We start from the raw sequence: 17033 nt of genomic DNA on the forward strand, positions 1-17033 counted from the left end.
GATAGCCCGGATCAGGCAACGTCCTTGCGCTTGATCGGCGCCCAGATGCGCTTGTTCGTCAGATACAGCAACACCGTCAGCACCGTCAGGAAGATCACACCGGTCAGGCCCGCCTGCTTGCGCGCCATCATCTTCGGCTCCGCGGCCCACATCAGGAAGGCCGACACATCCTCGGACTGGCTTTCGATGGTATTGATATGCCCGTCGTCGAACTCGACATCCTCACCGTAAAGCGGCGGCGCCATGGCGATCCAGCCACCGGGGAACGCCTTGTTCTCATAGAGGGTCGTCCCGGCTTCTTCTTTGGTCTCACCGGTATAACCGACCAGCAGCGAATAGATGTATTCCGGGCCGCCCATACCTTTGAACAGCTGCGCCATCCCGGTGCCATACGGCCCGTGGAAACCGGCGCGCGCCTTCGCCATCATGCTGAGGTCAGGCGCATTTTCCAGTGCCGACATCGGAAAGTGATCCGTCGGGCGCGCGGCGCGGAAATCGTCGATCTCCGCATCGTAGACCTCGAACTGCTCGGCATAGGCACGCATCTGGTCCGCAGGAAGCTGCGGCCCACCCTCATCCGCCAGCGTGCGGAACGGAACGTACTGCATGCCGTGGCAGGCCGCGCAGACCTGGGTATAGACTTTCAGTCCGCGCTGCAGCTGGTTCTGATCGAACTTGCCGAACGGTCCTTCGAACGAAAAGTCCACATCCTCGACATAGCCCGCAGCGCCGGCAGCCATTGCGCCCCCGGCGGAAAGGGTCAGGGCGGCAACTGCGGAAATCGCGAGTTTCTTGAACATGATCCCGTATCCTTTCTTATTCAGCCGGCGCAGCGGCAGCTTGGCCCGCATCGCCCGCTTTCTTGGGGTAATGGGCGTCGAAATCGGCCTCGATCGTGTCAGGCTGCGCCAGCGGCTTCTCGATCACGCCCAGCAGCGGCAGGATGATCAGGAAGTAGGCGAACCAATAGGCCGAGCCGATCAGCGCGATCACCGGATAGATACCTTCGGCAGGCATCGCACCGACCCACATCAGCACCATGAAGTCGACGATCAGCAGGGCGAACCACCACTTGAACATCGGACGATACCGGCCCGAGCGCACGCTCGACGTATCGAGCCACGGCGCCAGCGCCATCACCACGATTGCACCGAACATCGCCAGAACACCGAAGAACTTCGCGTCGATGATGCCACCGGTCAGGAAGCCCGCCAGCTGCACGATCCACACCGTGTCGTCGAAGGCGCGCAGGATCGCGTAGAACGGCAGGAAGTACCATTCGGGCACGATATGCGACGGGGTGACCAGCGGGTTCGCCTCGACATAGTTGTCGGGGTGGCCGAGATAGTTGGGCATGAAGCCGACGACAGCGAAGAAGACCACCATGATCAGGGCCAGCGCGAACAGGTCCTTGATCACGAAATAGGGCCAGAACGGCACCGTGTCCTTCTCGGCCTCGGCCTTCGATCCGCGCCGCACCTCGACACCGGTCGGGTTGTTGTTGCCCGTGGTGTGGAAGGCCCAGATATGCACCGCGACCAGCGCCGCGATCACGAAGGGCAGCAGGTAATGCAGCGAGAAGAAGCGCGTCAGCGTCGCGTTGTCCACCGCCGGTCCGCCCAGAAGCCAGGTCTGGATCGGCTCACCGATGAAGGGAATCGCGCCGAAGAGGCCGGTAATCACCGTGGCGCCCCAGAACGACATCTGACCCCAGGGCAGAACGTAGCCCATGAAGGCCGTGCCCATCATCAGCAGGTAGATCAGCATGCCGATGATCCACGTCACCTCGCGCGGCGCCTTGTACGAGCCGTAGTAAAGCCCGCGGAAGATATGCAGATAGACCGCGAAGAAGAACAGCGATGCGCCATTCATATGCAGATAGCGGATCATGTGGCCGCCATTCACGTTGCGCATGATATGCTCGACCGACGCGAAGGCCATGTCGACATGCGGCGTGTAATGCATCACCAGCACGATGCCGGTCACGATCTGCAGCACGAGACAGAAGGTAAGGACGATACCCCAGATCCACATCCAGTTGAGGTTCTTGGGGGTCGGCAGCATCAGGGTGTCATACATGAGGCCGACGATCGGCAGACGCCGATGCAGCCACTTGGCACCATTTGATTGCGGTTCGTAATGATCGTGCGGAATTCCGGACATGAGCGCGTTTCCTTATCCCAGTTTGATCGTCGACTCGTCGACGAATTCTGCGACGGGCACCGGAAGGTTTTCCGGCGCGGGGCCTTTGCGAATACGGCCCGATGTATCGTAATGTGAGCCGTGGCAGGGACAGAACCAGCCGCCGACGCCACCTTCCAGCGCAAAGTCGCCGGCATTGCCCATCGGCACGCAGCCCAGATGCGTGCACACACCCATCTGCACCAGCCATTCACCGCTTTCATCCATCGCGCGGTTCTCGTCCGTCGCCGGCACGTCGCCGCTGATATTGTTGTTGCGCGCGATCCCGTCAGGCAGATCAGCCACATCGACCGAGCGCGCATCCTCGATTTCCGCCGGGGTGCGGCGGCGGATGAACACCGGTTTGCCAAGCCATTTGACGGTGATTTGCGAACCTTCCGCAATGCCCGAGACATCCACTTGGATCGAGCTCAGGGCCTGCACATCCGCCGAGGGATTCATCTGGTCGACCAGGGGCCAGATCGCGGCCCCGGCGGTCACTGCCCCCGCGCCTGCGGTAGCGTAGTAGAGGAAGTCTCTGCGGGTGCCTTCGTGGTCTTCTACGTGGGACACAGGGTCTACTCCATTTTCAAAGCCGAACACGTGCCCCGACCCGATCCACGGAATCCACGGCCGGAGATCCGGGGCATGTTTGGAACGCTATTTAGCCGGGTGTGCGGGGGTCGTCCAGTGCGCAATGCCGCCGATTTGAACGGGGCGCGGAAGTGTCGCGCTTGAGACCTTGTCATTAAAGGTTTAGGACCTTCTGGCATATATTGCGGATTTGAAAGACTTCAGCATGAAAAACAGTCTCACCTCATTGGGCCTGGTGGCCGCCGCAGCGCTGGCCACGCCCGCCGCCGCCGAAATGGAACTCAGCCTCTATGTGGGCATCCAAAGCGTCGATAACAGCACCCTCAGCGGCACCCTGCCCGGCGGCGCCCCGATCAGCCAGTCCGTCGACTGGGCCGGCAAGCCCCTGGACAACCCCTTCTACTATGGCGGCCGCGCCATCTGGTGGATGGACAACAATATCGGCTTCGGCCTCGAAGGCACCCATGCCAAGGCCTATGCCTCGTCCGGCGATCTTGCCGCCCTGGGTCTCAGCCGGTTCGAATTGTCCGACGGTCACAACATCATCACCGCCAACGTGATGAAGCGCTGGCCCGGCGCCTTCGCCAAGACCCCGCGCTTCACGCCTTACGTGGGCGGCGGTGTCGGTGTGGCGATCCCGCATGTGGATGCGCAGGTCATCGGCTCGCCGGTGCGTACTTTCGGCTACGAAACCACCGGCCTCGCGCTGCGCGGTCTGGCGGGTCTGAAATACGAGCTCAACGAAAACTGGGCGCTGTTCAGCGAATACCAGGTCACGTGGTCCGACAACGACATCACCATCGACCCGGCCCCCGGACAGCTCGCCGGCAAGGCCAGTGTCGAGCTTGTCACCCATGCGGTGAATTTCGGTATCAGCTACAATTTCTGACAGGCCAGATTCTGACAGGCCAAATCCTGACAGTCCGGACCGGTCTTTTCCAAGACCGGTCCGCCCGGCAAGCCGATGCAAGCGGGGTTAGGCCGCATCCGCCGGCGCCGTGAGCTTCATGCTCTCGCGCTGCGAAAAGACCGCGTACCAATCGTCCAGCGCGTCATTGCCCTTGCGCCAGCCGCGCGCGTCATGGCGGAAATCCAGATATCCCAAGGCACAGCCGACCGCGATCTGGCCCATGTCCAGCGGCCCGCGCAGATGGCTTATCCAGCGCGCATTCAGCGCCGAGACCGCGCGCTCGATCTTGGACCATTGCGCATCCACCCAGCTGTCCAAAACCGCTTCCGCCGGGCGCAGCTTGTGCTCGTAAAGCATCAGCACCGCTGCCTCCATGATCCCGTCCGCCGTCGCCTCCAGCGTCAGCGTCTCCCAGATGCGCCCGTCGGGATAAAGCCCCGCCTTGGCGTGATCGTCCAGAAACCGGCAGATCACCCGACTGTCATAAAGCGTCGGCCCATCCTCGCGGATCAGCGCCGGGATCTTTCCCAACGGGTTGGCTGTCGCCACTTCGGGGGCGGTGTCGAAGGGGCTGGTCGGTTTGGCGTAGATGTCGATCGCTTCGTACTGTCCGGTTTCGTGCAGCAGCACATGCACCTTGCGCACGAAAGGCGAGGTCGGGGACGACATGAGTTTCATTGGAGCCTCCTGAGGGTCGGATGATCGCACGATCCGACACCTGACCTTAGGGGTGCTCCGCCGCCTTTGCCAGCCCTCTCGATGCGCCCTGTTTCGGGCTGTCCTTTCGGGGGCTGGAGCGCGGGTTTAGACGCCGTTGTGTACGGGATGGACACAAATCCGGGGGTTGCCTCGTCGTTTGGTCCCAAACGCGTGTAGGTTTCGTACGGATCGTACGATCTTCAGGCAGCGACAAGCTGATGGCCGCGGGTGCCTGCGATGGTGGCGGTCACGATATGTCCCTCGCTCTGATCGGCGTCGAAGGTCACTTCGGTGAACTGTTCCGTCCGGCCCATGCGCGCGCTTTCCATCAATATATAGTGGGTGCGCCCCTGCTGCTCTGCCAGATGTCGTGTCACCTGCCGCTCACCCGCCGCCCTCAGCCGCGCCGCGCGCTCCTTGATGTCGCGCCCGTTCACTTGCGGCATCCGTGCCGCCGGCGTGCCCGGCCTTGGGCTATAGGGAAAGACATGCAGCCATGTCAGGTCACATTCTTCCACTAATTTCAATGAGTTGGCAAAAGCCGCCTCGGTCTCGGTGGGAAAGCCCGCAATGATATCCGCCCCGAATGTCATCTCCGGCCGCAGCCCCCGCGCCTCCTCCACGAACCGGATCGCATCATCCCTGAGGTGCCGTCTCTTCATTCTTTTGAGAATCAGGTCATCGCCATGCTGCAAGCTCAGATGCAGATGCGGCATGAGGCGTTTCTCGGTGGCGATCGCCTGCATCAGGTTGTCATCTACCTCTATGGAATCAATAGAGGAAATCCGCAGGCGCGGAAGATCGGGAACCAGTTTCAGGATGCGCATGACCAGATCTCCAAGCCTCGGTTCGGCGGGCAGATCGGCCCCCCAGCTGGTCAGATCCACGCCCGTGAGCACCACTTCGTTAAAGCCCCGGTCGACCAATCGCTTGATCTGATCCACCACAACCCCCGCCGGCACCGACCGCGAATTCCCGCGCCCGAACGGAATGATGCAAAACGTGCACCGATGATCGCACCCGTTCTGCACCTGCACATACGCCCGGCTCCGCGTCCCGAACCCGTCGATCAGATGACCCGCCGTTTCGGTCACCGACATGATGTCGTCGACCTGGCAAGCCTCTGTTTCTCCTATGAAATCTGCGGCAAGCCCAGCCCAAGTCGAAGGCTGCATCTTCTCGGTATTGCCGATGACGGCGTCCACTTCGGGCATGGCGGTGAAGGTTTCAGGCTCGGTCTGTGCTGCGCATCCGGTGACGATCAGCCGGGCGGTCGGGTTTTCCCGCCGCAGCCTTCTGATCTCCTGTCGTGCCTTGCGCACCGCCTCAGCCGTAACCGCGCAAGTGTTTACAATAACTGCATTTTCCAGCCCCGCCTGCTGGCTCAGTTCCTTCATCGCCTCGGTTTCATAGGCATTCAGGCGGCACCCAAGCGTGGTGAATTTAGGCGCGCCGGTCATCCCAGCCCCTCCAGAAACTCTTGCGTCAAAACCCCGTCGAACACATGCGCCGTCGGCCCCGTCATCCAGACACCGTCCTCGCGCCAGTCTATATATAGTGTGCCGCCGTCCAGATCTATCCGCACCTTGCGGCCTGTGAGCCCCCTGCGGGCCGCCGCGACCGCCGCCGCACAGGAAGACGACCCCGACGCAAGCGTATGCCCAACCCCACGCTCCCACACGCGCATCCGCAAGTGATCGGGGCCAGTCACGCTGACGACCTGCACATTCGTGCGTTCAGGATAAAGCGGGTGATGCTCATATCGCGGGCCAAACTGCTCAAGGGGAATCGCCTCGGCATCCTCGACAAAGAACGTGCAATGCGGGTTGCCCATCCCAGTCGCTGAAGGCCCTCCTTCGATCGGAAGTTCGACAGTATCCATGGCTTCGGCAAGGGGAATATCCTGCCATTCCAACTGCGGCTGGCCCATATTGACCGCAGTCATACCCTCTCCCCGATCCAGCGCATACAGATCGCCGCGATCAGTAGTCAGGCAGAGTTCGCCTTGTCCTGATTCGTCCATCAGAAAACGCGCGATGCAGCGCGTCGCATTCCCGCAAGCAGCCGAGGTCGACCCATCTGCATTATAAAATGTAAGATGCGCGTCTCGCTGGCCCTGGCTGATGACGGCAAGCTGGTCGAACCCGACGCCTTTATGCCTGTCTGCAAGGGCAATCGCGAGGGCAGGCGTGACCTCGAGCGAGCGCGCACGCGCATCCAGCACGACAAAATCGTTGCCAAGCCCGTGCATCTTCATGAAAGGCAAACCGGTGTCTTTTTGCATGCTCATGCGTGGCATATAAACCCGGCGCCGAAACGAATCCAGCACCCGCATCCAAATCGCGCAATTTCGGGGTTGACCCCCTGCTCTGCTCTTTCTAGATAGGCCGCCTAGTGGGCCGTTAGCTCAGTTGGTAGAGCAACTGACTTTTAATCAGTGGGTCGCAGGTTCGAATCCTGCACGGCTCACCACTATCGCAAAAAATAATTCATGTGGTTCTCCGCAATGATCGGGCGTTGGCAGGGCTGTTTGTCTGGTCAGGGACGTTATTCCGCTGTCAACAGCAGGCTGACGTCACCAAGTCCGTCTATGTGGCCATGGACCTGTTTTTCAGCCAGGACCCACGGCAAGCCGTTAAGCGAGCCTGTGATGACCACCTGTCCAACCTGCAAGCCGCCGCAATGCTGTCCTATGGCAAGGGCAAGTTTGTAAAGCGTCTCAAAAGCATCTCCGCCGGGGACTTTCGCGACGCCATCCAACAGCACCTCGTCACCGGCTTTCAAATGGCCGCTGGCGCGGGATGTATCGAACGGTGCCCCCGCTGGAAGAGGCGTCCCAAGAACAAGCGCGCCGTTGAGTTGATTATCCGCCATTTTCAAGGTCGGATCCGCACTTGCAGGGTCTTCCAGCCGGGACTGAACCAGCTCGATCACGGGAAGCAATTCGACCGATGAGCGCAGATGGTCCTTGAAATCAGGCGCTGTCGCGGACGGCAGTGGTGACGTCAGACGATAGGCATATTCCAGCTCGATGCCCACGCGTTCACCGGGCGGGACCGCAAACAGCCCCGGGCTTTGCACGATATTCTTTGCAAAAATCGGGGCAATCACGATCGGGGCATCCGGTGGGCAGGCCACTTTGAACCCACCCACTGGCCCAAACTCGGCGATCAGACGCGACTGGACGTCAAAGGCCTGCTCGCGCGCAAGGCCCGTGCCCGCCGCCAAGGGGACCTTTGGGCCACCACGCCGTGCCACGGCCAGCAAGTCGGCCAGCTGCTCTACTTTCGAGGGCTCCGGGCGGGTCACGGCACTCAGGGCGCGATGACGGCACCGGCTGAGATCATCGCATCGATGGTCTCGCCGTCATAGCCGGCTTCGGACAAAACCTCACGGCTGTGCTGGCCCAGGACAGGTGCGGCACTGCGGATCGAAGCAGGTGTCTCGCTGAATTTCACCGGATGGCCGAGTGTTTTCACCGGACCCGCACTCGGATGTTCCAACTCGACGATCATGTCGCGCGCCAAGGCCTGCGGATCGGCCTGCATTTCCAGAATGTCGAGTACTGGACCAGCAGGCAGCCCCGCTTGTTCCATCCGGTCAAGCCAGGTGGCTGTCGTCTGGGTGGCCAGCTTTTCGTTCAGGATGCCCTCGAGCTCGGCAAGGTGCTGCATGCGGTCGTGATTGTTGGCGAATCTGGGGTCTTCCCCCAATTCCGGCGCACCGATCACCTCGAGAAAGCGCAGCCAGTTGCGTTGATTGGCAGCACCCACGTTGATCCAGCCATCCGCCGTGCGGAAGGATTGGTAAGGCGCGTTGAGCGGATGGGCGGACCCAAGCGGACCGGGCGCTAACCCGGTGGCAAAGGCGATGGCGGATTGCCAATAGGTCTGGGTGATCGCCGCCTCGAACAGCGACGTGTCGACCTTTTGCCCCTGGCCGGTCTGCAGCATTCGGGCGTAGGCCGCCGAGACGCCCATGGCGGCGATGATACCGGCGGTGATGTCGGAAATCGGGGCACCGGGCTTGACAGGCGGGCGTCCCGGACCTTCGCCGGTGATCGACATCAGCCCCGACATGCCCTGCGCGATCAGATCAAAGCCCCCACGTTGCGCATAAGGACCGGTGCGGCCAAAACCCGAGATTTCACAGTAGATCAAACGTGGATTGAGGGCGCGCAGCTCGTCATATCCCAGACCCAGACGTTCCATGGTGCCCATGCGGTAATTTTCGATCACCACATCGGCTTCTTCCAGCAGACGCCGCAGCGCCGTGACCGCTTCGGGCTCTTTGAGGTTCAGAGCGATGCCGCGCTTGTTGCGGTTCATCATCATGTAGGCGGCGGATTCACCGTTGATCGCGGGCGGCACAAATCTGCGGCTGTCATCACCATCCGGTTTTTCCACCTTGATGACATCGGCCCCCATATCGGCAAGCATCAGCCCACAAACGGGGCCGGCCATGATATGAGCCAGTTCGACGACTTTCATTCCAGCCAGAGGGCCGTTTTCGGATCCTTTGGTCATGTCCCTGTCCATTCCGGTTTCTGCTTGGCAAGAAAGGCCTCGAGCCCGTGCCGGAAATCGTTGCTCATGTAGCATAGTTCAATCAGGTCGGCATCCTCCGCGCGGGCGGCAGCCTGCGTGCGGCGCATCGCCTCCTTGGTGGCGCGCAGGGTCAGGGGCGCCATGCCGGCAAGATGGTCTGCCAAGGCGACGGCGCGCTCCATCAAGGCGGACTCATCCGGCAGGATCTCCGAGATCAGGCCACAGCCATGGGCTTCCTCGGCCCCGATCAGCCGGGCCGTGAAGATCATTTCGCGAACGCGGCCCGCCCCCATCAACGACGAGAGCCGCGCCAGATTCGCCGCAGCGAGGCAATTTCCAAGCGTGCGTGCGATCGGGAACCCGAACTTGAGGTTCGACGCCGCGATCCGCAGGTCGCAGGCCGCGGCGATGGCCGCTCCGCCTCCTGTACAAGCCCCATTGATGGCAGCGACCGTGGGCAGAGGACAGCGCTCCACGGCATCCAGCACCGCATCGATCCGAGCCTCGTAATACAGGGCATCCTGCGCTTTGTCGAAGGCGCGGAACTGGGTCATGTCGGTGCCGGCGGCAAACGCCTTGCCACCCGCACCCGAAAGCACCACTGCCCGCAAGCTGCCATCTGTCGGAACAGACCGGCACAGCTCTGCAAGCCCCTCATACATCTCGAAGGTCAGGGCGTTGCGCGCCTGGGGTCGGTTGAATGAGATCCACAGGGTATGCCCGCGGATCTCGTGGGTCAGTTCGGTCATGCCAATCCCTTACCTGTAGAAATATTCGACAAGGAACAGAGGAACCGACGGCACATAGGTGCACAACATGAGGACAGCCAGCAGAACCAGAATGAACCAGATGTTGACCTTGGACACCTCCCAGATGTTGGCACGCGCCACCGCGCAGGCGGTGATAAGTACCGATGCCACAGGCGGGGTCTGCTGTCCGATCGCTAGGTTCAGGGTCACGACCAGACCGAAATGCACGGGGTCGATGCCAGCTGCGGTAATCAGCGGAATGACGATGGGAACCACCAGGATGATGGCCGCTGCCGAATGCAGGAAGAATCCGATGATCAGGAAGAAGAAGTTCAGGATCAGCAGAATCATCCACTGCTCGGACGTGATGGCAAGAATGCCTTCGGCAAGCTGCTGAGGAATCTGGGCCCGGGTCAGGAAGCCGCCCATCAGGACAGACGCCGCCACCAGAAGCATCACGACAGCGGTTTGAATGCCACCATCCAACATAGCGCGGCGCAGGTGCTTGAGATCGATCTGGTTGTACCAGCCGGACACGACAATCGCACCGAGAACGGCAAGACCGGCCGCTTCCGTGGCGGTCACGAAACCGCCGAAGATGCCGCCGAGGATGATGATCGGCAGCGTGAAGGCCGGCAGCGCATCGACAAAGGTTTCCCGAAGGCGGGGGATGTTGAACGCATCTTCGGTGGGCAGGTTGTAGCGGCGCGCGAAGATATAGGCCACCAGCATCAGACCACCCGCACCCAGAAGCCCCGGGACAATGCCCGCCACGAACAGCTGCTCAACCGAGGTGTTTGCCGAGGCCGCATAGAGGATCATCGGGATGGACGGTGGAATGATGATCGCAAGCGAGGCCGATGACGATGTGACCGCAGCCGACAATTCCTTGGAATAGCCGCGCTTTTTCATCTGCGGGATCAGGATCGAGCCCATTGCAGCAACGTCGGCCACAGCAGAGCCGGAGATTTCGGCGAAGAACAGCGACACGCCGATGTTGACCATCGCCAGACCGCCACGGATGAACCCGATCAGCGCGGAGACGAAGTTGATGAGACGGTCGGTGATACCACCCGCGTTCATAATGGCACCCGCCAGCACAAACATCGGGATCGCAATCAGCGAAAACTTGGTCGATCCGTCATACATATCGAGAGCGATGGTCACGAGGCTCGAAGGCCCTTCGGACACCAGCAGCCCAAGGACACCGGCGAGCGCCAGTGCCACGGCGATCGGCACGTTGATGCAGATCATCGCCACAAGGGCCAGGAAAATGGCAAGCATAAGCATCAGGCGCGATCCTTGTTCTTTTGGAGTTCGGTTTCGACCTCTTCCTCGATCTCTGCATGCTCAAACGAGATCCCGCGTTTGGTCTTCATCCAGTAATCGGGCAGGCTGACGATCTGACAGATGATGAACAGGATCGCCCCGATCGGAATGACCGATTGGGTGAATTGGATAGGCACCCAAGTCAGCGAAACAAGCCTGTCTCCGGCCAGAACCTCGAGGACCTGGAACCCGGCACGCGCCATAAGGACGAAGAATGTCAGGACAAGCAACTCGCCCAGCAGAACCGCGCCCATGCGATACTGCGGCGGCAAAGCCAGCAAAACCGAGTCGAATCCGATATGGCGGCGATGCAATGCCGCAAGGGCCGAGCCGTAATAGGTGATCCATGCCAGCATGATCGCGGCAACTTCGTCATACCAAGAAAAGCTTTGTCCCATCAGGCGTGCGATCACCGCAACGATGACCATGACTGTGAGCATGACCATCAGAAGTATGGTCACGCCCTCCAGGATCCTGCTGAGAAACTGGTGGATGCGATTCAGACCTGTCATGTTTGCTTTCTTTTCGCATAAGTCCCGACCTCAACCATCCCACCCGCTGACGGGCAGATGCGTGTCGGACAATGGCAGAGAGAGTAAGGGCCATACCGGCGGCCTTTTCAGGCCGCCGGCGATCTATTCAGGGATCAGCTTGACTGACCGAGGGCAAGAACCTGGTCGATCATTTCCTGAGCGCCTTCGACTTCTGCTGCGAAGCCCTCGTAGATCGGCTGGGAAGCTTCGATGAAGGCATCCTTGTCGGCTTCGTTCACCTCGACGCCTGCATCCTTGATAACCTGAAGAAGTTCGGTCTCAAGCGTAGCGGCCTTCTCATAGGTGAAGGTCTGGGTGTCAGCGGCGCAATCCGTCAGGACCTGCTTCACCTCATCCGAGTAGCCCGAGAATGTCTTGTCGGACGCCAGGATGTAAGCCGGCGTATAGACGTGACCGGTGATCGACAGGTATTTCTGGACTTCCTGAAACTTGGCGGAAGCGATCTGTGCATAGGGGTTCTCCTGACCGTCGATCACACCCGTCTGCAGCGCTGTGAACACGTCCGAGAAGGCCATCGGGGTCGGGTTTGCACCATACTGCTGGAACATCTTCACACGCCAGGCGCCATTCGGTGTGCGCAGCTTGATCCCATCGAGATCAGCCGGAACAGTGATCGGGCGCACGTTGTTGGTGATGTGGCGGAAGCCATTTTCTGCCAGACCGACGATGTAGTAGCCGTTTGCCTGAGCCTCGCCCTGCAACTTGCCCATCATGGCATCCTGGACACGGCGCATATGATCGCGGTCCTTGATGATATAGGGCATTTCAAAGATGCCAAAGACGTCGCTAACCGACGACATGATCGAAGACGGCAGAGCGAAATCGACCTGACCCAGCTTCAGCTTCTGAAGCAGTTCCTTGTCCTTGCCCAGCTGGGACGAGCCGAAGGTCTGCACCTCTACGGAGCCGCTGGATTTTTCACCGACGCAGGCCGCGTAATGATTTACCGTGGCTTCGAACAAAGAGCCCGGCGCGCCGACATGGCCGAACTTTAATGTCAGGTCCGCCGCAGCGGCCGGTACGGCCATCAGCGAAGCAAGTGCCGTTGCAAGCAATGTTTTTTTCATTTGATCCTCCCATAGGTTTCGATTTTGCGCAGCGACCGGTGCGATGCCCGAGGGCTGTTTCGTCGCCCGGTTTTGCGCGGTTCTCTTTCTTGCTCATCCCCTTGACTAGTCGCGGGGTTATCGCGGGCGGCCCTCCCTCCGCCCGCGACCGTCGTCAGTCTATATCACGCCGCGGCGCGTTCGGCGCCAAATTTACGCCCGAGCACATCAAGCGCCGCCTGAACGCCCCCTGCCCTGTGCGGGACACCAGCATCGCGCAGGCCCATTTCCACACCCGAAAGGGTGCCGCACAGCATCAGGTCGTTGAAATCACCCAGATGACCGATACGGAACACCCGGTCAGCGACCTTGGACAGACCATTGCCGAGCGACATGTCGTAATTCTGCAAGGTCACCGAACGGAACCGATCAGCAGAGTGGCCTTCGGGCACCATCACAGCGGTCAGAACCGGCGAGCGATGCTCGGGCACTTTGCACAGCACCTCAAGACCCCAAGCCTCAACAGCCGCGCGTGTCGCCTCGGCGTGGCGCTTGTGGCGGGCAAAGACGTTGTCCAGCCCCTCTTCGTGCAGCATGTCGATGGCTTCATTTAAGCCATAGAGCAGGTTGGTCGCCGGGGTATACGGGAAGTAGCCCGTCTCGTTTGGACCGGCCATTTCATCCCAGCTCCAATAGGAATGCTTGAGACCGGCTGTTTCCGCCACCTTCAGAGCCTTCTCGCTGATGGCGTTGAACGACAGGCCCGGCGGCAACATCAGACCCTTTTGCGAGCCCGACACAGTGACGTCCACGCCCCATTCGTCATGGCGGAAATCAACCGACGCCAGCGATGAAATCGTGTCCGCCATCAACAGCGCGGGATGTCCTGCAGCGTCGATTGCCTTGCGCACCCTTGCAACCGGCGTCACCGCACCGGTCGAGGTTTCATTGTGCACGACGCAAACCGCCTTGATCTCATGGGTCTTGTCATCCCGCAGGCGGGCTTCGATCGCATCGGCATCGGCGCCCCCGCGCCAGTCGCCTTCGATGAACACCGGGTTGAGACCCAGCTTTTCCGCCAGCTTCTTCCACAGGGTCGCGAAATGACCGGTCTCATACATCAGCACGGTATCGCCCGGCGACAGCGTGTTCACCAAGGCTGCCTCCCAAGCGCCGGTTCCAGAGGACGGGTAAATCACGACGCGGGACTCGGTCTTGAAAATCGACTTCATACCTTCAAGGGCCTTGCGGCCTACATCTGCAAAGGCAGGACCACGATGATCCATTGTCGGATAATCCATGGCGCGCAAAATGCGGTCAGGGACATTGGATGGGCCAGGGATTTGAAGAAAATGGCGGCCGGCAGTCATGTGGTCGTTCTCCCGAATAACGTCAGAGCCTAGCATTGCAGGCTCGTGAATTGTGTTGAAGTGAATTATGAATTCAATATTATGTCAAGACGTCACGAAATATTTTTGCGGGAATGAATGGAATGTTGAAAGAAAAGACCTTGGCTCATTTGGCGCGTGAAGTTCAGGGCGAGGTTTTGGTCGATTCCTTTTCCCGTGGGCGCTATGCCACGGACGCGTCCATCTATCAGATCATGCCGGCCGGCGTGGTGATTCCCAAATCTGCGGATGATGTGGCCGCCGCACTTGATGCGGCACGCGGCGCGGGCATTCCCATCACCATGCGCGGCGGCGGCACGTCGCAATGCGGACAGACGGTCAATGCCGGGCTGGTTGTCGACTGTTCGAAACACCTCAACCGCATACTCGAACTCAATGTCGAGGGACGGCGCGCCGTTGTGGAGCCAGGGATCGTTCTGGATGATCTCAACCGTCAGCTCAAATCCCACGGACTCTGGTTTCCGGTGGATGTCTCGACCGCGTCGCGCGCGACGATCGGTGGTATGGTCGGCAACAACTCCTGTGGCTCACGTTCGCTTCGCTATGGTACGACGCGGGACAATGTCGACCGGATCGAAGGGCTTCTGGCAGACGGAACACCGTTCGATTTCGGCCCCGGAAGCGGCAACCGCGTGCCCGAAATCCTGCTACGGCAAATGCTGGATTTGGGCACAAGGGAAGCGCTTGAAATCGCCGAACGCTTCCCGAAGGTGCAGCGCCGTGTCGGTGGCTACAACATCGACGCATTGGTGCCCGGCGAACGGCCGATCAACCTTGCGCATCTGCTGATCGGGTCGGAAGGGACGCTCGCCCTGTCCACCGCAATCGAGATCAAACTCTCGCCGCTGCCTTCCAAAACACGCGTTCTCGGCGTCTGCCACTTCCCGACGTTCCGCGCCGCGATGGAGGCGGCCAAGCCTCTGGTCGGGCTTGCGCCCACCTCGGTCGAACTTGTGGACAGCACGATGATCGGGCTGGCACGGTCGATCCCGATCTACGCAAAGACGCTGGAAGAATTCGTTCGCGGCACGCCTGCCGCAATGCTGTTCGTCGAGTTTGCCGACAGCCAGGCCGAGAACGAAGAAAACATGCGCCGCCTGCAGGATACGATGTCGGATCTGGGATACGGCTTCGGCAAGGGCGCAGAGCGCGAAGGCGGCGTGGTCGAGGTTTGGGACATGAACCTTGCCGCCGATATTGGCGAATTGCGCAAGGCGGGACTCAACATCATGATGTCGATGAAGGACGAGGGCAAACCCGTCTCCTTCGTCGAGGATTGCGCCGTCCCGCTTGAGCATCTGGCAGATTACACTGACCGGCTGACCGAGGTGTTCCACAGTCACGGCACCGAGGGCACATGGTATGCGCATGCCTCGGAAGGCTGTCTGCATGTGCGGCCCGTGCTGAACCTCAAGCTGGAAAAGGACGTTCGCGCCATGCGCGAGATCGCCGAAGCCGCATTCGACATGGTCAGCGCCTACAAGGGCTCGCATTCGGGGGAACATGGCGACGGGATCGTGCGCTCGGAGTTTCACGGCAAGATGTTCGGACCGCGCATTCTTTCTGCCTTCGAAGAGGTCAAGGCCGCTTTCGACCCGGAAAGCCGCCTGAACCCCGGCAAGATCGTGAATGCGCCCAAGATGGATGATCGCAGCCTGATGCGGTACCCGCCCGATTACAGCTTTGACGACGTCAAGACCGGGCATGACTGGTCGGCATGGCCCGGGAAGGGCGGCGGATTTCAGGGCGCCGTCGAGATGTGCAACAACAATGGCGCATGCCGCAAGCTCAAGGGTGGCGCAATGTGCCCCAGCTACAGAGTGACGCGCGATGAACGCGACGTGACACGTGGCCGTGCCAATACCCTGCGGCTGGCGCTGTCTGGACGGCTTGGCAAGGATGCGCTCTTCTCGGACGAGATGGCCGAGACGATGAAGCTTTGTGTCGGCTGCAAGGCTTGCAAACGCGAATGCCCGACCGGGGTCGACATGGCCAAGATGAAGACTGAGGTGCTGTATCAGCGCGGGCAGAAACTGGGCTATGGCCGCCGCGAGCGCCTGATCGCCGAGATGCCGCGATATGCGCGGTTGGCCGTAGCGCTGCGGGGGTTCATCCGCCTGCGAAATAAAGTGCCTGCATTGGCAGCCCTTGGGGAGAAGCTGTTCGGGTTGGCCCGCCAGCGGAGCCTGCCCGAATTTCGCGGCGATTTCTTTCGCGACGCCGAGATCGGCAAAACGGCCGGCCAAGCTTCCAAGGGGAAGGTTCTTCTGTTCACGGACACCTTCAATCGCTGGATGGAGCCGGGAATTCCCCGCGCTGCCCTGAATGTCCTGACACGCGCGGGATACGACGTGATCGCCGCCGATGCGCCGGGCCGTCCCTTGTGTTGCGGGCGCACCTATCTTGCCGCTGGCATGATCGACAAGGCCCGCGCCGAAGCGCGCAGGACACTTCAAGCGCTGATGCCGCATGTCCACGCAGGTGTGCCCATCGTCGGGCTGGAGCCGTCCTGCCTGCTGACCCTTCGCGATGAGTTCCTGACCCTGTTGCCGGGTGAAGAGGCCAAGGCCCTGTCCGAAAACGCCTTTCTGTTCGAGGAATTCATCGCCCGCGAGGCCAAGGCTGGCCGTTTCGATCTGCCGATGACATCTCCCGGCATATCCGCACGCGTGCATGGCCATTGCCACCAGAAGGCCGCAGGCGTGATGTCGGACATGGATGCGGCCCTTGCGCTTGTTCCCGGTCTCGACTCGCAGACGATCGAAAGCAGCTGCTGCGGCATGGCCGGTGCCTTTGGCTATGGAGCGGACACCTATGACGTTTCGATCCGCATGGGGGAGCTGTCATTGCTACCCGCCGTGCGCGAGGCGGCAGCAGATGACCTGATCGTGGCCAATGGCACCTCGTGTCGTCACCAGATTTGCGATGGCACGGGACGTCATCCCCTGCATATCGCGGAAGTTTTCGACAGGGCGTCGCAAAATGCGGTAAAAGATGGGGGATGAGGTGAGTAGC

At 60.7% G+C, this 17033-nt stretch carries 15 protein-coding genes and 1 tRNA gene; 3 read left to right on the forward strand and 13 right to left on the reverse strand.

Annotated features, from left to right (window positions below):
• Positions 1–11 precede the first annotated feature (11 nt).
• Genes RAZWK3B_RS00620 through petA form a run of 3 tightly spaced genes read right to left on the reverse strand, consistent with a single transcriptional unit; the run spans position 12 to position 2754 of the window.
• Positions 12–800, reverse strand: coding sequence for a cytochrome c1 (locus RAZWK3B_RS00620; RefSeq protein ID WP_037294904.1), 789 nt, complete (start codon positions 798–800; stop codon positions 12–14).
• A 16-nt stretch (positions 801–816) separates the two neighbouring features.
• On the reverse strand, positions 817–2163 hold the full coding sequence (gene petB / locus RAZWK3B_RS00625; RefSeq protein WP_007811250.1) for a cytochrome b: 1347 nt from the start codon (positions 2161–2163) through the stop codon (positions 817–819).
• Positions 2164–2175: 12 nt separating this feature from the next.
• Entirely contained in the window at positions 2176–2754 is a 579-nt protein-coding gene (gene petA / locus RAZWK3B_RS00630) for a ubiquinol-cytochrome c reductase iron-sulfur subunit (protein ID WP_037294753.1), read from the reverse strand.
• 226 nt (positions 2755–2980) lie between these two features.
• Here petA and RAZWK3B_RS00635 point away from each other — a divergent pair, with 226 nt between their 5' ends.
• Entirely contained in the window at positions 2981–3664 is a 684-nt protein-coding gene (locus RAZWK3B_RS00635; protein ID WP_007811253.1) for an outer membrane protein, read from the forward strand.
• Between the two features lie 87 nt (positions 3665–3751).
• On the opposite strand, the gene RAZWK3B_RS00640 is transcribed toward RAZWK3B_RS00635, so the two are convergent.
• From RAZWK3B_RS00640 to dapF, 3 genes are all read right to left on the reverse strand, one after another.
• Positions 3752–4363: a glutathione S-transferase gene (locus RAZWK3B_RS00640; protein WP_007811254.1), complete on the reverse strand. Its 612-nt coding sequence runs from the start codon at positions 4361–4363 to the stop codon at positions 3752–3754.
• 221 nt (positions 4364–4584) lie between these two features.
• A complete protein-coding gene (mtaB, locus tag RAZWK3B_RS00645) occupies positions 4585–5844 on the reverse strand; it encodes a tRNA (N(6)-L-threonylcarbamoyladenosine(37)-C(2))-methylthiotransferase MtaB (protein WP_007811257.1) in 1260 nt (419 codons plus the stop codon).
• Positions 5841–6683: a diaminopimelate epimerase gene (gene dapF / locus RAZWK3B_RS00650; protein ID WP_037294905.1), complete on the reverse strand. Its 843-nt coding sequence runs from the start codon at positions 6681–6683 to the stop codon at positions 5841–5843. The genes mtaB and dapF overlap by 4 nt, the downstream gene beginning before the upstream one ends.
• A 97-nt stretch (positions 6684–6780) precedes the next feature.
• On the opposite strand from dapF, the gene RAZWK3B_RS00655 reads away from it, so the two are divergent.
• Positions 6781–6856: transfer RNA gene (locus tag RAZWK3B_RS00655), tRNA-Lys, on the forward strand.
• Between the two features lie 75 nt (positions 6857–6931).
• Here the strand turns inward: RAZWK3B_RS00655 and RAZWK3B_RS00660 are convergent.
• The 7 genes from RAZWK3B_RS00660 to RAZWK3B_RS00690 all read right to left on the reverse strand — a co-directional run bounded on the left by RAZWK3B_RS00660 (position 6932) and on the right by RAZWK3B_RS00690 (position 13979).
• A complete protein-coding gene (locus tag RAZWK3B_RS00660) occupies positions 6932–7612 on the reverse strand; it encodes a 2-keto-4-pentenoate hydratase (RefSeq protein ID WP_232279458.1) in 681 nt (226 codons plus the stop codon).
• Between the two features lie 86 nt (positions 7613–7698).
• Positions 7699–8910, reverse strand: a complete 1212-nt coding sequence (locus tag RAZWK3B_RS00665; RefSeq protein ID WP_157132093.1) for a CaiB/BaiF CoA transferase family protein — start codon at positions 8908–8910, stop codon at positions 7699–7701.
• The gene (locus tag RAZWK3B_RS00670; RefSeq protein ID WP_007811265.1) at positions 8907–9680 is read right to left on the reverse strand and encodes an enoyl-CoA hydratase; all 774 of its coding nucleotides are present in this window, start codon (positions 9678–9680) and stop codon (positions 8907–8909) included. Before RAZWK3B_RS00670 ends, RAZWK3B_RS00665 begins: the two co-directional genes overlap by 4 nt.
• Positions 9681–9689: 9 nt before the next feature.
• The gene (locus tag RAZWK3B_RS00675) at positions 9690–10970 is read right to left on the reverse strand and encodes a TRAP transporter large permease (protein WP_007811267.1); all 1281 of its coding nucleotides are present in this window, start codon (positions 10968–10970) and stop codon (positions 9690–9692) included.
• Positions 10970–11521, reverse strand: a complete 552-nt coding sequence (locus RAZWK3B_RS00680; RefSeq protein WP_007811269.1) for a TRAP transporter small permease — start codon at positions 11519–11521, stop codon at positions 10970–10972. Before RAZWK3B_RS00680 ends, RAZWK3B_RS00675 begins: the two co-directional genes overlap by 1 nt.
• Before the next feature lie 134 nt (positions 11522–11655).
• On the reverse strand, positions 11656–12630 hold the full coding sequence (locus tag RAZWK3B_RS00685) for a TRAP transporter substrate-binding protein (RefSeq protein ID WP_007811271.1): 975 nt from the start codon (positions 12628–12630) through the stop codon (positions 11656–11658).
• A 164-nt stretch (positions 12631–12794) separates the two neighbouring features.
• Positions 12795–13979 (reverse strand): pyridoxal-phosphate-dependent aminotransferase family protein, encoded by a 1185-nt coding sequence (locus RAZWK3B_RS00690; RefSeq protein ID WP_007811273.1) that lies wholly within the window; start codon positions 13977–13979, stop codon positions 12795–12797.
• A 122-nt stretch (positions 13980–14101) separates the two neighbouring features.
• On the opposite strand from RAZWK3B_RS00690, the gene RAZWK3B_RS00695 reads away from it, so the two are divergent.
• Positions 14102–17023 (forward strand): FAD-binding and (Fe-S)-binding domain-containing protein, encoded by a 2922-nt coding sequence (locus tag RAZWK3B_RS00695; RefSeq protein WP_007811275.1) that lies wholly within the window; start codon positions 14102–14104, stop codon positions 17021–17023.
• Positions 17024–17033: the final 10 nt, after the last annotated feature.

Source organism: Roseobacter sp. AzwK-3b (assembly GCF_000170875.1).
Lineage (GTDB): Bacteria > Pseudomonadota > Alphaproteobacteria > Rhodobacterales > Rhodobacteraceae > Roseovarius > Roseovarius litoreus.

Excerpts from the sequence above, each read along its gene's own strand:
- RAZWK3B_RS00620 (WP_037294904.1), bottom strand. The coding sequence starts at position 800 with ATGTTCAAGAAACTCGCGATTTCCGCAGTTGCCGCCCTGACCCTTTCC.
- petB (WP_007811250.1), bottom strand. The coding sequence starts at position 2,163 with ATGTCCGGAATTCCGCACGATCATTACGAACCGCAATCAAATGGTGCC.
- RAZWK3B_RS00635 (WP_007811253.1), top strand. The coding sequence starts at position 2,981 with ATGAAAAACAGTCTCACCTCATTGGGCCTGGTGGCCGCCGCAGCGCTG.
- RAZWK3B_RS00640 (WP_007811254.1), bottom strand. The coding sequence starts at position 4,363 with ATGAAACTCATGTCGTCCCCGACCTCGCCTTTCGTGCGCAAGGTGCAT.
- mtaB (WP_007811257.1), bottom strand. The coding sequence starts at position 5,844 with ATGACCGGCGCGCCTAAATTCACCACGCTTGGGTGCCGCCTGAATGCC.
- dapF (WP_037294905.1), bottom strand. The coding sequence starts at position 6,683 with ATGCCACGCATGAGCATGCAAAAAGACACCGGTTTGCCTTTCATGAAG.
- RAZWK3B_RS00665 (WP_157132093.1), bottom strand. The coding sequence starts at position 8,910 with ATGACCAAAGGATCCGAAAACGGCCCTCTGGCTGGAATGAAAGTCGTC.
- RAZWK3B_RS00670 (WP_007811265.1), bottom strand. The coding sequence starts at position 9,680 with ATGACCGAACTGACCCACGAGATCCGCGGGCATACCCTGTGGATCTCA.
- RAZWK3B_RS00675 (WP_007811267.1), bottom strand. The coding sequence starts at position 10,970 with ATGCTTATGCTTGCCATTTTCCTGGCCCTTGTGGCGATGATCTGCATC.
- RAZWK3B_RS00680 (WP_007811269.1), bottom strand. The coding sequence starts at position 11,521 with ATGACAGGTCTGAATCGCATCCACCAGTTTCTCAGCAGGATCCTGGAG.
- RAZWK3B_RS00685 (WP_007811271.1), bottom strand. The coding sequence starts at position 12,630 with ATGAAAAAAACATTGCTTGCAACGGCACTTGCTTCGCTGATGGCCGTA.
- RAZWK3B_RS00690 (WP_007811273.1), bottom strand. The coding sequence starts at position 13,979 with ATGACTGCCGGCCGCCATTTTCTTCAAATCCCTGGCCCATCCAATGTC.
- RAZWK3B_RS00695 (WP_007811275.1), top strand. The coding sequence starts at position 14,102 with ATGTTGAAAGAAAAGACCTTGGCTCATTTGGCGCGTGAAGTTCAGGGC.